The following is a 12,425-nucleotide window of genomic DNA, read 5'->3' on the forward strand; positions in this document are numbered from 1 at the left end:
TTGAACCGCCGCCGCCCTCGGCCCCTGCTCCTCGGGCTCTGCCCTCCGGCCCAGGCCCCGGCCCAGGCCTCGTCCCAGGCCTCGTCCCAGGCCCCGTCCCGGGCCCCGTCCCGTCCACCGGCCTCCCGGTGCCGCCCTCACCCGTCCCGCTCCGCGCGCCTCGCGCGCGACTACCGGCCGGTCGAGCCGTCGATCCGTTCGCGCAGGATGTCCGCGTGGCCGGCGTGCCGGGCGGTCTCCTCGATCATGTGGACCAGCACCCAGCGCATCGACGGCGGCGGGGTCTCGCGCAGCGAGCGGACGCCGGGGCGGTCCAGGTCGGTGCAGGCCAGGGCGATCTCGTTGGCCCGGGCGATCGCCCTCCTATAGGCGTCCGCCACGTCCGGCGCGGTGTCCTCGGCGGACACCGCGCCGTCGTCGTCCCAGGGCTCGCGGTCCTCCCCGGCGTAGGCCCAGACGAACCAGTTCAGCTCGACGGCCGTCAGATGCCGGAGGAGTCGGAGCAGGCTGGTCCCGGACGGCACACCGGCGGTGCGCACCGCGGGCTCCGGGACGCCGTCCGCCTTCGCGAGGACGGACTCCCGCAGGTAGTCGAGGAAGGCCAGCAGGGTGGTCCGCTCGTCCGCGTTCAGGCCGGGGGGCCGGAGGTCGGGGCGGGGCTCCGTGGTCGTCATGACGGAACGGTAGCCGACCGGCCGGGCCGTCGGCGGCCGTGCCCGGTCGGCGGTCGTCCCGGCGGGCACCGGCCCCCGCCGGTGCCCGACCCGACACCGTGTCGCATCCGGTGGCCCCCGGTTCCCTCACCACGCCCATGCGGCGGGCCGCGGTGCCTCCGTAGCGTCCATGCGTACCAGCCGATCAGCCCCACGAAGGCGCCGTCTCGGCGGAACCAGCCGACCGCACATGAGGGATACGCGAGGGACATGATGGATGTGAGTGACGCCAAGGGCGCCATGACCGGCGACGACTTCCGGGCGAGCCTCGACGACGGCCGCGAGGTGTGGCTGGGCGGGGAACGGGTCCGCGACGTCGCCGCCCACCCCGAACTGCGCGGCGCGGTCGACCGGATCGCCGATCTGCTGGACCTGCGCCGGTCGGACCCCGCCGCCCGCGAGGTGGCGCTGACCACCTCGGAGGAGACCGGCAACCTCGTCAGCCGCTCCTACGGCCTCCCGACCACCCCGGAGGACCTGCGCGCCAAGTTCGCCGCCTCCCGATGGTGGATGGCCGAGAGCCTCGGCCAGCACGGCCGTGCCCCCGACTTCATGGCCAACGTCGTCGTCGGCCTGCGCGACTACCACGCCGAACTGGAGACGAACCGCCCCGGCTTCGGCGCCAACGCGATCGCCTACCACCGGTACGCCACCGAGCACGACCTCGTGCTCACCCACGCCCTCGGCGACCCCCAGATCGACCGCAGCACCAGCCCCCTGGACGACCCCGACCTCGCCCTGCGGGTGATCGAGGAGAACGACCGGGGCGTCGTCATCCGCGGCGCGAAGCAACTGGCCACCCTGGCGCCCTTCGCCCACGAGGTGCTGGTCTACCTCAACGGCGTCTCCGCCCAGCGCGGCGCCGAGGACTTCGTCATCTGGTTCGCGCTCCCGATGAACACCCCCGGGCTGAAGACCCTGTGCCGCGAGCCCCTCGGCGGCTCCGGCGCCGGACACGCGCACCCGCTCGCGCGCGGCTACGACGAGCAGGACGCCATGCTCTTCTTCGACGACGTCGAGATCCCCTGGGAGCGGGTGTTCCTGCTCGGCGACGGCCTGCTGGCGCTGAAGGGCCTGTCGCGGATCAACGCCTGGTCGATGCAGAGCACCCACATCCGCTTCCACGAGCGGCTGCGCACCTTCGTCTCGGTGGCGGCCATGCTGGCCGACAGCATCGGGGTCGACGGCTTCCGCGGCATCCAGGAGGACCTGGGCGAACTCGTCTCCTACGCGGAGACGCTGCGGCTCGGCATCGCGGGCGCCGAGGCGACGGCGGTGCGCACCCCGAGCGGCCTGCTCGCGCCCGCGCCCTCCTACGGCCTCGGCTTCTGGTCCGCGGAGGTGTCGGCGCGGGTCGTCGCCATCGTCCGCCGCATCGGGGCGTCCGGGCTCATCATGCAGCCCTCCGAGGCCGACCTGGCCAGTCCCGAACTGCGCCCCTTCATCGACCGCTACATGCACGGCCGCGACATGGCCGCCGACCACAAGGCCCGTCTGTTCCGGCTCGCCTGGGAACTGGTCGGCGACGGGTTCGGGGCGCGCCAGGAGCTGTACGAGTACCTGCACCGCGGCGACCCCGGCGCGGGCCGCGCCCGGCTCCTGCGCGGCTACGACCGCTCCGAGACCGACGCCCGCATCCGCCGGCTGATCGCCTCCCCGCTCGGCTGACCCCCCGACCACCCAGAAGAGGACCACCCATGATCATCGACGTCCACGGACACCTCAGCGCGCCCGCCGAACTGTACGCCTGGAAGTCGGGGCTCCTGTCCCACCGGGGGGCCCACGGCCGGGGCGCCCCGCGCATCAGCGACGACCAGCTCCGCGCCGCGCACACCGAACCCCACCCCAGCTTCGGCAACGTCTCGCACCTGGACCACATCGACGGCGCCGGGGTCGACGTCCAGCTCGTCTCGCCGCGGCCGTACCAGATGATGCACAGCGAACAGGGCAAGCTGGTGCAGTGGTTCACCGAGGAGACCAACGACCTCATCCACCGTTCCACCCAGCTCTTCCCCGGCCGCTTCCTCGGCGTGGCCGGGCTGCCGCAGAGCCCGGAGCTCGAACCGGCCCGCTGGGTCGGCGAACTCCGGCGCACCGTCACCGAACTCGGCTTCGTCGGCGCCCTGCTCAACCCCGACCCGTTCGAGGGCACCGCCACCCCGCCCGCGCTCGGCGACCGCTACTGGTACCCCCTCTACGAGGCGCTGTGCGAACTCGACGTCCCGGCGCTCATCCACGCCGCCGGATGCCGGCCCCCGGCGCGCGAGCCGTACAGCCTCCACTTCATCCAGGAGGAGACGGTCGCCATCTGGAGCCTGCTCAACTCCTCGGTGCTGCAGGACTTCCCGGAGCTGCGGATCGTGGTCTCGCACGGCGGCGGCGCGATCCCCTACCAGGTGGGCCGCTTCCTGCCGTCCGGCGTGCGCTCCGGGGCGACGCCCTACCTGGACAAGCTCCGCAGGCTGTACTTCGACACCTGCCTGTACACCCGGGACGCGATCGAGCTGCTGATCCGCACCGTAGGTGTCGACCGCTGCCTCTTCGGCACCGAGAAGCCCGGCACCGGATCCCAGATCAACCCGGACAACGGCCGCTGGTTCGACGACATCCACCTGCTGGTCGACGAGATCGACTGGCTCACCGACGTCGACCGCACCGCCCTGTTCGAGGGCAACGCGCGCGCGGTGTTCCCCATCGGCGCCGGAGCCGGCGCCCCGGCCCGGACCGCGTGAGGGCCGCGCCATGGCGACCGTGGTCACCGGGATCGGCTGCTCGCACGGCCCCCAGCTCAAGACACCGCCGTCCGGCTGGGCCGAGCGCGGCCTGGCCGACCGGCGCAACCCCGCCCTCGAATTCCGGGGCCGCGCCCACGACTTCGCGTCCCTGCGGGCGCTGCGCGAGGACTTCTCGCGGCACTGCACGCCCGAGGCGATGCGGGCCAACTGGGACGCCTCGCAGGCCGCGATGGACCGGCTCGGCCGGCACGTGGCCGACGCCGACGTCGACGTACTGCTGATCGTCAGCAGCGACCACAAGGAGGTCTACGGCGACGAACTGCTGCCCGCCTTCGCGGTCTACTGGGGCGACGACGTCGCCCATGTGCCGTTCACCGAGGAGCAGCTCGCCGCCATGGCGCCGGGCCTGGCCGAGGCCGCGCTCGGCGACGTGCCCGCGGAGACCGTCGTGCGGGCGTGCCACCCCGGCCTCGCCCGGCACCTCATCGAACACACCGGCGAGCTGGGCTTCGACGTGGCCGCCTCGCGCACACTGCCGCCGGGCCGGTACGCCAACCACGGCATCCCGCACGGATGGGGCTTCATCTACCAGCGGATCCTCGGCGAGACCTGTCCGGTCCCGTTCGTCCCGGTCTTCGTCAACACCTTCTACGAGCCCAACCCGCCCTCCGCCGCCCGCAGTCACCAGTTCGGCCGGGCGCTCGGCCGGGCGGTGGCGGACTTCCCCGAGGACCTGCGCGTCGGGGTCGTCGCCTCGGGCGGGCTGTCGCACTTCGTCGTCGACGAGGAGCTCGACCGCGACTTCCTCGCCGCCCTGCGGGCCGGCGACGAGCGGTACCTCACCTCGCTCGACCCGGCCCTGATGCGCTCGGGCACCTCCGAACTGCGCAACTGGATCACGGTGGCGGGCATCGCCGCCGAGACCGGGCTGAGCGTCACCTCCACCGACTACCGCCCCTGCTACCGCACCGAGGCCGGCACCGGAAACGCCATGGGCTTCGTGACCTGGAGCCGCGCCGATGACTGATCCGCTCGACACCGCCCCCGTGCCGCCCGACGCGGTCGCCCGGCTGCGCGCCCTGGACGTGTGCGCCGTCTCCGACGCCCTCGACACCCTGGACCTGCCCGGTGCCACCACCGGCCTCGCCCCGATGTGGCCGTCCCCGGGCACCGTCGCCGGACGGGTCCGCACCGTCCGGGCCGCCCCCAGGACCTCGGCCGGACCGGCCACCCACATCGCGAGCCCCGCCGTCGCCGCGGCCCGGCCCGACGACGTCATCGTGATCGACAACCACGGGCGCACCGACGTCTCCTGCTGGGGCGGACTGCTCGCCGAGGCCGCCGTGGCCGCCGGGATCGCCGGGGTCGTCGTCGACGGCGCCTGCCGCGACGTGCCCGAATGCGCGGACCTCGGACTGCCCCTGTTCGCCGGGGCGGCCGTCCCGGTCAGCGCCCGGGGCCGGATCGTCCAGGAGGACATGGACGTGCCCGTCCGGATCCGCGGCGTCCGGGTCGCGCCCGGCGACCTCGTGGCCGCCGACCGCAACGGCGTGGTCTTCGTCCCCGCCGCGCACGCCGGACGGGTGATCACCCTCGCCGAACGCATCGCCGCCCGGGAGGCCGCGATGTCCGGGGCGGTGCGCGCGGGCCGCTCGATCGTGGACGTCATGCACGACTCCCAGTTCCCCACCGTCACCGCAGAGGAGACCCCGTGACCGGGACCGGCGGCCGCACCGAAGCGGCACCCGACAACGACACCGCCCTCGACCCGAGGCTCGCCCACCTGTCGACCGCGACCCTCTCCGACGCGCTGGACCGGCTCGGACTGCCCGGCGGCCTCCACGGGCTCGCCCCGCTCGGACCCGGACAGCGCATGGTCGGACGCGCCTTCACCGTGCGCTACCGGCCGGCGGGGGACCCGCCCGGGACCGTGGGGGACTACCTCGACGACGTGCCGCCCGGCTCGGTCGTCGTCCTCGACAACCAGGGCCGCACCGACTGCACGGTGTGGGGCGACATCCTCACGGCGGTCGCCCACGCGAAGGGCGTGGCGGGCACCGTCATTGACGGCGTCTGCCGCGACGTGCACCGCGCGCTCGGCCTCGGCTACCCGGTCTACAGCCGCGGACGGTACATGCGCACCGGCAAGGACCGGGTCGAGGTCGCCTCGACCGGCGACCCGGTGGCCGTCGGCGGGGTGCAGGTGCGCCCCGGCGATCTGCTGGTCGGCGACCAGGACGGCGTCGTCGCGATCCCCGCGGCCGCCCTCGACCGGGTCCTCGGCGTCGCCGTCGAGATCCACGAACGGGAGGAGGGCATCCTCGCCGGCGCGCTCGCCGGCGCCACCATCGCCGAGGCGCGGGCCGCCCACGGCTACCACGAACTCCAGCGACGAGGAACCCGATGAGCACCACCCCCTTCACGTACGACGAGGCGGAGCTGCTGGAGCTGGGGACGGCCACCCTGTTCGAGGCCGCCCGCTCCGACTGCGACCTCGACCCCGGGCTGCGGCCCGCCTGGCCCGGCGCCCGCCTGTGCGGGACCGCGCTGCCCGTGCTCGCCGCCGCCGCCGACAACCTGCCGCTGCACTGGGCGCTGGAGGCCGCGGTCCCCGGAGACGTGCTGGTCGTCGACGCCGGGGGATCGCGCTGCGGCTACTGGGGCGAGGTGCTGTCCGTCGCCGCCCGGGCCCGGGGGGTGCGCGGACTCGTCATCGACGGCGGCGTGCGCGACACCGTCCAGCTGGAGCGGCTCGGCTTCCCGGCGTTCTCGTCCTCCGTCGCCATCCGCGGCACCGGCAAGGAGTGGCGCGGCACCGTCGGCGCCCCGGTCACGCTGCGCGGACGCACCGTGCGCCGCGGCGACCTCGTCGTCGCCGACCAGGACGGCATCGTCGTCCTCCCGGCCGAGCGCGTGGAGGAGGTCGTCACGGCGGCCCGCGCCCGGGTCGAGAAGGAGGACGCCTACATGGACAGACTGCGTTCGGGCGAACTGACGCTCGACATCTACGCGTTCCGGGAGACGCCATGACCACCACCGACCCGCGGACCGGGTTCAAGAAGGCCGCCGGCCACTTCGCCTCGGGCGTCACGATCGTCACGACCCGCAACGGCGACCACGTCTACGGCATCACCTGCTCGTCCTTCGTCTCGCTGTCCCTCAACCCGCTCCTGGTGACCGTCTCGGTCAACTCCCACAGCCCCTTCCTCGCGGAGGTCCGGGAATCGGGGCGGCTCGCCGTCAGCGTGCTGGCCGACCACCAGCAGGACGTGTCGCGGTACTTCTCGACCCGAGGCCGGGGCCGGGCCGAGGGCGACTTCCCCGGCCTGGCGACCGAGTCCATGACCACCGGCGCGCCGATCGTGAGCGACAGCCTGAGCTGGTTCGACGCGAAGCTCCACGCGATGCTGCCCGGCGGCGACCACGAGATCCTGATCGGGGAGGTCGTCGCGGCGGGCGGCCGGGACGGGGCACCGCTGCTGTACTGGGCCGGGGACTACCGCACCCTGGACGTGGCCGCGCCGGCCGACCGCGTCGAGCGGTACGCGGACGCCATGGCGGTCCAGCTCCATCTGGTCGGCCTGGACAGCACCCGGCTCCTCGACGCTCAGCTCGCCGTCGAACCCGCCGCGGGCGCGCTGGCCGCCCGGGTCCGCTCGGACGCCGGACTGTCCGCGCTGCGCGGCTCACTGGCGGAGTCGCGCACCCTCACGGACTCCCCGGAGGCGTTCACCGACTCGGCACTGCGGTTCCACAACGCGCTGGGGACGGCGTCGGAGAACCCCGCGCTGGCCGCGTCGGTCCAGGCGCTCGGGCACTCCCGGCGGGCCCACTACGCGAGCGGCACCACCAGGGAGACCATGGTCCGCACCATCGAGGCGCACGAGGAGATCTACCGCGCCATCGAGGCGGGGGAGGAGGAGCGCGCGCGGGGCCTGGTCACGGACCACCTCACCGCGGTGGGGGCGCGGCTCTGCCACCACTGAGGGTCCGGACGGCGGTCCCGCGGAGGCGGCGGCAGCCGTCGCCACGGGATCCGGCGGCCGTCGGTGACCCGGTGGGCATCGGCGGCCCCGCCGCTCGCCGCCCGCGCCGTTCGCTGCCCGCGCCCTTCGCCGCCCCGGCGCTGCCGGACGGCCGGCAGCCCTGAGCCCGGACGACTGGTCCGGGGCCCGCGGAACAGTTCCCGGCAGTGTGCCGCACCGCCCGGGGCGCGCTTCACTCTGGGGCGCGTCCCGGGCGTTCCGGCGCCATGACCCGGGGTGCGGGGAGTGCCCCGGGCGGTCCGGGGGAGGGTCCCGGCGGTGCGGGGAACGGCCCGGACCGACCGGTCACCGGGGCAGAGCGGGGCGTTCGGTGGGCCGGTCCACACGGCTCCGAGGGGCGGGCCGGCCGGCGGAGGCGATCCGCCGGCCGGCCCGCCCCTCGTCTCCTCCCGCCCCCTGCGTCCCCCTGCCCTCCGCGGTCTCCCACCCCTTCCGTCCTCCCGCCCGGGCGCGCCGATGCCGCCGGGACGCGGCGGAGCCCGCCCCGGGGCGGGGAACGGGCGCCCTCACCAGTGCGGAGCCGTCGCCGGGAACCGGGCAGTGGCCCCGTGGCCGGGCCGGGCCGCCGCCCGGCCACGCGCGGCCCGTGCCCCCGGCCGCCGCCGTCCGCCGTCGCCCGCATCCCTCGGCCACCACCGCCCTCGCGCCCCCGGCCGCCGCCGCCCCGGTCACGGACACGCACCTGCCGAAGAGGGCGCCCGGACCGGTGAGGGTGCCGGGCGCCCTCCGCGGGCGTGGCGTCAGCGGGCGCCCCGCAGTCCCGCCAGGGTCGCGACGCGCAGCGCCGTGTGCAGCTCCCGGCGCACGCTGCCGCTTCCCAGGTCGATGTCGACGATCTCGCGGACGCGGTCCAGCCGGTAGTACAGCGTGCTCCGGTGGATCACGAGGTCCCGGGCGGTCGCCTGCGCGTCGCAGGCGTTGTCGAGGTAGCTCTCCAGCGTGGCGACGAGGTCGGGCCCTCCGTCGACGGCCAGCAGCTTCTGCAGCGGGGGCGGCAGGTCCCGGCGCGTCAGGGAGTCGAGGGGGAGCTGGACCAGCAGCCGGTCGAGCCCGAGGTCCGACCACTTCGCGACCGGGCCGTAGGTCGGCCTGTCCAGCCAGGCCGCCCGGGCCGCCACCAGGGCCTCCCGGTAGGACCCGACCGCGTCCACGAGATCCTCCCGGGGGTCGCCGACACCGCCGCGCAGCCGGGCGAACCCCTCCCCGCCCAGGTGCTCGGCGATGCGCTCCTGGTTGACCCGGCGCGGCGTGATCGCGACCGCGTGCGTGGCCAGGACCGTCCCCGCGACCCTCGACGGAGACTTGCGCAGCAGCTCGGCCATGCAGTCGTCGAGGGCCAGCCGGTCCTCGATGGACGGCTCCCCGTCCGGCGGGCCGACGGTGAGGACGAGGACCGTGAAGCTCCTCGACGTGCCGATCATGCGCGTGCCGCGGAGCACGTTCGCCGCCTCGGCACGCGCGTCGGAGTCGCCGGACAGGACACGTGTCAGTTGCTCGTTGACGCGCACCAGGTCGCGCTTGCGGCCCAGCTCGCGCTCGTACAGCAGCTCCTTGAGGTCGTCGGCGGCCACGTCGAGGGCGTCGCGGCACCATGCCGCCGCCTCCTCGGGCGTGCCGGTGTGGATGTAGGCGATGTACCCGACGAGGCGTTCGCCGCGCCGCACGGGGAAGATCACCCGGGCCGGCGCGCCGGTCTTCTCGTCGGGCGGGATCACCACGGTGCCGTGGGCGCGGTGCGCGCCCGCGCGATGGATCATCTCGCGGGCCCGCGCGCTGCCGCGGCGGCTGAGGATCACCGTCCGGCGCACGTCGTCGACGTCGTCGTCATGGGCGCTGAACGCCACGAGGTTCAGCTCGGCGTCGTACAGCACGAGCGAACGATCGAGCTGTTCGGCCAGGTTCTGGACTACATCATCAAGGTTCAACCGTCTACCGCCAATCCGACACGGTGTCGGAAATCCTGGGCGCACATTAGTACACCGGAGTGAGCCTTATCACGGTTGTCCCACATACCTTTTCGGCCAAGGCGTCCGGCGAGGACGGTGCGACGCCCGTCGAAAGGGAGACCCCACGTGAGCATCCTCGATCCTGAGATCTGGACCGGTCGACTGTACTCGTCCGGCTGGCGGGAGGGCTCCGGCACACCGGCCGCCGTCTCGGAGGCGGCGACCGGCACCCGGCTGGGAACCATCGGTACCGCCACCGCCGGCGACGTCGCGGACGCGGGGGCCGCGGCCGCCGCGGCGCAGCCCGGCTGGGCCGCCACCTCGTTCAGGGAGCGGGCGGCCGTGATGCACCGCGCGGTCGCGGCGCTGGAGGCGCACCGGGACGACATCACCGACTTCATGATCCGCGAGACGGGATGCACACGGCCCAAGGCCGCCCAGGAGATCGTCAAGGCCGTCGGCGAGCTGACCGCCTCCGCCGCCCTGGTCGACCGGCCCTGCGGGGACCTGCTCCCGCACGAGACGCCCGGAGTGCTGTCGATGGCGCGCCGGGTCCCGGTCGGCACCGTCGGCGTCATCTCGCCGTGGAACGCCCCGCTCATGCTGGCGATCCGCGCCGTCGCCCCCGCGCTGGCCCTGGGCAACGCGGTGCTCCTCAAGCCCGCCCCGGAGTCCCCGGTCAGCGGCGGGGTGCTGCTCGCCCGGATCTTCCAGGAGGCGGGACTGCCCGACGGCCTCCTCCACGTGCTGCCCGGGGGCGCCGACACCGGTGAGGCCGTCGTCCGCTCCCCGCACACCGCGGTGATCTCGTTCACCGGATCGTCCGCGGCCGGGCGCCGGGTCGGGGAGATCGCCGGGGGCATGCTCAAGCGCGTCGTCCTCGAACTCGGCGGCAACAACGCGTACATCGTCCTCGACGACGCCGACCTGGACGCCGCCGTCAACAACGCGGCCTGGGGCTCGCTCCTGCACCAGGGGCAGATCTGCATGGCGACCGGCCGCCACCTCGTCCACGAGTCGCTCGCCGACGCCTACGTCGAGCGGCTGACCGCGCACGTCCGCTCGCTCACCGTCGGCGACCCCACCCGCCCGGAGGTGCGGGTCGGACCGCTGATCAGCGAGCGCCAGGCCGACCGGGTCCACGAGATCGTCACCGCGTCGGTGGCCGCCGGATCGGTGCTCCGCGCCGGGGGCACCCAGGACGGCCCCTTCTACACCCCGACCGTCCTGGACCGGGTCACCCCCGAGGCCCGTGCCTTCCACGACGAGATCTTCGGCCCGGTCCTGCCCGTCACCCGCTTCTCCGACGACGACGAGGCGGCCGGACTCGCCAACGCCACCCGCTACGGGCTGTCGGCGGCGATCCACACCGGCTCCCTGGGCCGCGGCCTCGCCCTGGCCGCGCGGCTGCGCACCGGCATGGTGCACATCAACGGCCAGACCATCAACGACGCCCCGCACGTGCCCATGGGCGGCACCGGGGACTCCGGCAACGGCGGCCGGTACGGCGGCCACTGGAACCTCGACGAGTTCACCCAGTGGCAGTGGGTCACGGCCCGCGCCACTCCGGGCACCTACCCCGCCTGACCCCGCCCGCCGGCACCACATCCGAGTACGAAAGAGGAAGTCGCATGAAGATCTCAGTGGAACGGGCCCGTTGCGAGGGCTACGGGTTCTGCGAGCAGGCGGCGCCGACCCTGATGCGCCTGGACGACGAGGGCGAGCTGGAGATCCTCCTGGAGGAGGTCCCGCCCGCCCTGACCGGGGCCGCCGAGGCCGCCGTCCGCGTCTGCCCGGTCGCCGCGCTGGGGCTCGCCGATGCGTAGCGGTCGGCGGGAGATCGTCGTCGTCGGCGGCTCGGTGGCCGCCACGACCGCCTGCGACGCGCTGCGCCAGGAGGGACACGACGGACCGATCACCGTCCTCAGCGAGGAGGCGTACGCGCCCTATGTGCGGCCCCCGCTGTCGAAGGCGGTCCTGAAGGGCACGGAAGGCGCCGAGTCGGTGTTCATGTCCGCCCTGCCCCCGGGCGTCACGCTGCGCACCGGCGCGCGGGCGGCCGGCCTCGACACCGTCCGGCGGCGGGTGCTCCTCGCCGACGGCGAGGAGGTGCCCTACGACGGGCTCGTCCTCGCCACCGGAGCGCGGGCCCGGCGCCTGGGCACGTCCCCGGGCGAACGCGTGGTCCGGGACCTCGACGACGCCCTGGCCCTGCGCGACCGCCTCGCCACCGCCCGCTCCGCGGTCATCGTCGGCGGCGGCTTCCTCGGCATGGAGATCGCCTCCTCCGCGCGCTCGCTCGGCGTCGAGGTCACCGTCGTCGACCGCGACCCGCACCTGGTCCGCCAGTTCGGCCGGGACCTGGCGGCCCGCATGACCGCCGCCGCCACCGCCGCGGGCGTCCGCCTCGTCCGCGACGAGAACGGTGTGGAACTGCTCGGCGGCGAGGAGATCACCGGTGTGCGCACCGGCTCCGGCGCCGTCCACGAGGCCGATGCCGTGATCACGGCGGTCGGCTGCCGGCCCAACGTCGAATGGCTCGACGGCACCGGGCTCGCCACCCCGGCCGGGGTCACCGTGGACAGCCGCTGCCGGGTGCGCCCGGACATCGTCGCCGCGGGTGACCTCGCCGCCCGCCCCCACGGCCCGGCCGGACCGCGCCGGACGCCGCACTGGGCCAACGCGCTCGACCAGGCGCGCGCCGCCGCCGCGGCGCTGGTCCGCGGCGACGAGGCACCCGTCCACCGGCCCCGGCCGTTCTTCTGGACCGAGCAGTGGGGCCTGGACATCAAGATCGCGGGCGAGATCCGGCCGGGGACCGAGCTGTCGGTGCTCGACGGCTCGCTCCGGGACGCCGACGCCCTTCTCCAGTGGACCCTCGACGGCCGTCCGGTCGCCGCCGGCACCGTGAACCGCAGGGTCCCGGTCGGCAGGCTCCACCGGCTCGCCGCCACCGAGCCCGTCCCCGCCGCATGACCCCGATCC

12 protein-coding genes are annotated in these 12,425 nt (G+C 74.8%); 10 read left to right on the forward strand and 2 right to left on the reverse strand.

The window, feature by feature from the left end; genetic code table 11:
- Positions 1–170: 170 nt before the first annotated feature.
- A complete protein-coding gene (locus ACZ7LB_RS11075; RefSeq protein WP_471467097.1) occupies positions 171–674 on the reverse strand; it encodes a DinB family protein in 504 nt (167 codons plus the stop codon).
- 249 nt (positions 675–923) lie between these two features.
- On the opposite strand from ACZ7LB_RS11075, the gene ACZ7LB_RS11080 reads away from it, so the two are divergent.
- From ACZ7LB_RS11080 to ACZ7LB_RS11110, 7 genes are read left to right on the forward strand one after another with little or no spacing between them, the layout of a single operon-like run.
- Complete coding sequence (locus tag ACZ7LB_RS11080) at positions 924–2,381, forward strand: 4-hydroxyphenylacetate 3-hydroxylase family protein (RefSeq protein WP_471467099.1); 1,458 nt, start codon at positions 924–926, stop codon at positions 2,379–2,381.
- A gap of 29 nt (positions 2,382–2,410) precedes the next feature.
- Complete coding sequence (locus tag ACZ7LB_RS11085) at positions 2,411–3,445, forward strand: amidohydrolase family protein (RefSeq protein WP_471467100.1); 1,035 nt, start codon at positions 2,411–2,413, stop codon at positions 3,443–3,445.
- 10 nt (positions 3,446–3,455) lie between these two features.
- Positions 3,456–4,475 carry a DODA-type extradiol aromatic ring-opening family dioxygenase gene (locus tag ACZ7LB_RS11090; protein ID WP_471467102.1) on the forward strand — a complete coding sequence of 340 codons (1,020 nt, stop codon included), beginning with the start codon at positions 3,456–3,458 and terminating at the stop codon, positions 4,473–4,475.
- Positions 4,468–5,163 carry an RraA family protein gene (locus tag ACZ7LB_RS11095; RefSeq protein WP_471467103.1) on the forward strand — a complete coding sequence of 232 codons (696 nt, stop codon included), beginning with the start codon at positions 4,468–4,470 and terminating at the stop codon, positions 5,161–5,163. Before ACZ7LB_RS11090 ends, ACZ7LB_RS11095 begins: the two co-directional genes overlap by 8 nt.
- The gene (locus ACZ7LB_RS11100; protein WP_471467105.1) at positions 5,160–5,855 is read left to right on the forward strand and encodes an RraA family protein; all 696 of its coding nucleotides are present in this window, start codon (positions 5,160–5,162) and stop codon (positions 5,853–5,855) included. Before ACZ7LB_RS11095 ends, ACZ7LB_RS11100 begins: the two co-directional genes overlap by 4 nt.
- Positions 5,852–6,478: a 4-carboxy-4-hydroxy-2-oxoadipate aldolase/oxaloacetate decarboxylase gene (locus tag ACZ7LB_RS11105; protein ID WP_471467106.1), complete on the forward strand. Its 627-nt coding sequence runs from the start codon at positions 5,852–5,854 to the stop codon at positions 6,476–6,478. The genes ACZ7LB_RS11100 and ACZ7LB_RS11105 overlap by 4 nt, the downstream gene beginning before the upstream one ends.
- Positions 6,475–7,434 carry a flavin reductase gene (locus tag ACZ7LB_RS11110; RefSeq protein ID WP_471467108.1) on the forward strand — a complete coding sequence of 320 codons (960 nt, stop codon included), beginning with the start codon at positions 6,475–6,477 and terminating at the stop codon, positions 7,432–7,434. Before ACZ7LB_RS11105 ends, ACZ7LB_RS11110 begins: the two co-directional genes overlap by 4 nt.
- 800 nt (positions 7,435–8,234) lie before the next feature.
- Here ACZ7LB_RS11110 and ACZ7LB_RS11115 read toward each other — a convergent pair.
- Positions 8,235–9,419 (reverse strand): PucR family transcriptional regulator, encoded by a 1,185-nt coding sequence (locus ACZ7LB_RS11115; RefSeq protein ID WP_471467109.1) that lies wholly within the window; start codon positions 9,417–9,419, stop codon positions 8,235–8,237.
- A 147-nt stretch (positions 9,420–9,566) separates the two neighbouring features.
- Here ACZ7LB_RS11115 and ACZ7LB_RS11120 point away from each other — a divergent pair, with 147 nt between their 5' ends.
- The 3 genes from ACZ7LB_RS11120 to ACZ7LB_RS11130 are packed head-to-tail and all read left to right on the forward strand — an operon-like array spanning position 9,567 to position 12,416.
- On the forward strand, positions 9,567–11,027 hold the full coding sequence (locus ACZ7LB_RS11120; RefSeq protein WP_471467110.1) for an aldehyde dehydrogenase family protein: 1,461 nt from the start codon (positions 9,567–9,569) through the stop codon (positions 11,025–11,027).
- Between the two features lie 44 nt (positions 11,028–11,071).
- Entirely contained in the window at positions 11,072–11,266 is a 195-nt protein-coding gene (locus ACZ7LB_RS11125) for a ferredoxin (protein ID WP_471467112.1), read from the forward strand.
- Positions 11,259–12,416 (forward strand): NAD(P)/FAD-dependent oxidoreductase, encoded by a 1,158-nt coding sequence (locus ACZ7LB_RS11130; RefSeq protein WP_471467113.1) that lies wholly within the window; start codon positions 11,259–11,261, stop codon positions 12,414–12,416. Before ACZ7LB_RS11125 ends, ACZ7LB_RS11130 begins: the two co-directional genes overlap by 8 nt.
- Positions 12,417–12,425: the final 9 nt, after the last annotated feature.

This window comes from Streptomyces sp. NPDC107521 (assembly GCF_055598485.1).